The organism is Paraburkholderia piptadeniae, assembly GCF_900007165.1.
Taxonomy (GTDB): domain Bacteria; phylum Pseudomonadota; class Gammaproteobacteria; order Burkholderiales; family Burkholderiaceae; genus Paraburkholderia; species Paraburkholderia piptadeniae.
On record NZ_CYGY02000098.1, the window covers coordinates 1 to 1,317 of the forward strand.

The 1,317-nt window shown below is 67.9% G+C and carries 1 protein-coding gene; it reads right to left on the reverse strand.

The features are described from left to right. Nucleotides 1–351: 351 nt before the first annotated feature. Nucleotides 352–1,317 (reverse strand): IS91 family transposase (locus BN2476_RS39385; protein ID WP_235851159.1); only part of this gene is annotated, 966 nt, incomplete at its 5' end.

Sequence of the window (1,317 nt, forward strand, 5' to 3'; positions counted from 1 at the left end):
GTTAAGGTTTATTCGATGCCTGCCATCGGCCGCAGGAATGTGCATGCCTCCGCGCATGTCGGCAGGCGTCGAATAAACCCGATGGAGGAAACCGCGGAATGCCCCAATGCGGCTGGAGGCTTTGCGGCTATGGCGATTGATGGGCCGGGATGCGCAGTGGTGTCGGGAGCGGCGCGGCCAGGCGGGATGCCAGCCGGGTGCTGACGCGGTAGCGAAGGGGTGCCGTCGTGCAGTCGCGATGATGAAGCGGACGTGCGGGATGCTTCGCGAAGCGACACGCGCAAACGTCCGCCTGTGGGCCGCGTTGCCGCAGAGCCAACGTTCGACAGGCAGATCGATGTACCGTGATGCTCATGTCTGATCCCGGCGCATCGGCGGTGCGCGGATCGGGGCGCTGCGCGCGAGCACGTCGATGACGATCATCGGTGCGCCGCAGTGCCGGCAGATGAAGACGGGCCGGCTGTGGATGACGGCGTCGTCCGGTGACGGGCTGACCTCGCGTGCGACGTGCAGCAGATCCCGCACCCTGGCGAGACTGGCGCGGCGCACCGGGTTGGCGAGCAGCCCGTAGTGACGGATGCGATGGAAACCACCGGGCAGCACATGGAGCAGGAAGCGGCGCATGAATTCGCCGGCCTCCAGCGTCATGGTCTTGTAGCGGGTGCGTCCCTTCGCGCGGTAGTCCTTCCAGCGGAACGTCACACCGCGCTCATCGAAGGCGACGAGGCGCTGGTTGGAGATGGCAACGCGGTGCGTGTAGCGTGAGAGGTACGCGAGCACCGCCTTGGGTCCGGCGAACGGGCGCTTGGCGTAGACGACCCATTCGCAGGTACGCAGCGGCGCAAGCCACCGGGCAAAGGTGGCCGGATCCGCGAGCCCGGTGGACTCGCCGAAGAACTGCAGCTGCCCGTGCCGGTGGGCCACTTCGAGCGCTTCGAGGAAGCGCCGGCGGAACAGGCGTGAGAGCACGCGCACCGGCAGGAAGAAGCCGGGCCGGCACGCAATCCAGCGCTCGCCATCGGGCGAGAGTCCGCCGCCGGGCACAATGCCGTGCACATGCGGGTGATGCGTGAGCGCCGAGCCCCAGGTGTGCAGTACGAGCGTGGCCCCGATCCGGGCGCCGAGGTGCCTGGGATCGGCGGCGATCGTGCGCAGCGTGTCGGCGGCGACGTCGAGCAGCATGCGGTAGATGATCCGTTTGTTGTACCACGCGATCGCACTGACGGGCGCGGGCAGCGTGAAGACGACGTGGAAGTATTCGACGGGTAGCAGATCGGCCTGGCGTGCCTCCAGCCAGCGGTGTGCGGCGCTGGCCTG